A 524-nucleotide genomic window follows, 5' to 3' on the forward strand; every position below is an offset into this window, starting at 1 on the left:
GCCGAGGCGGACCCGAGCCAGGAAGAGCCGACGCTGGAGACCATCACCTACGCGCGCAAAAAGCGCAAGGGTCAGCGCGACGTGAAGCTCGACGGGCTGCGTACCGAACGCGTGGAGTATCGAGTGCCTGAAGAAGAGCAAATCTGCACGTGCTGCGGAGGCGCGCTGCACGAGATGAGCACCGAAGTGAGGCGCGAACTCAAGGTGATTCCGTCCGAAGCGATAGTGGTGGAGCATGTTTGTTTCGTCTACGGATGCCGCCGGTGTGAGCGCACCGGCATTGAAACGCCGATCGTCACGGCCACGATGCCCCGTCCCGTCCAGCCGGGCAGTCTCGCCTCCCCTTCCAGCGTGGCGCACATCATGAGTCAGAAATACGTGGAAGGGATGCCGCTCTATCGACAGGAACAGCAGTGGGCCCGGTTTGGGGTTGAGCTGTCCCGGCAGACGATGGCGAATTGGGTACTTCACGGCGCTCAATGGCTGAACCCTGTGTACGAGCGGATGAAAGCGCACCTGCTGCA

The 524-nt window shown here is 62.0% G+C and carries 1 protein-coding gene; it reads left to right on the plus strand.

The features are described 5' to 3' along the window. The coding region (locus PKO02S_RS32150; protein WP_164821843.1) for an IS66 family transposase at nucleotides 1-524 on the plus strand (524 nt) is incomplete at both ends.

This window comes from Paenibacillus koleovorans NBRC 103111 (genome assembly GCF_004000845.1).
GTDB lineage: Bacteria > Bacillota > Bacilli > Paenibacillales > NBRC-103111 > Paenibacillus_AA > Paenibacillus_AA koleovorans.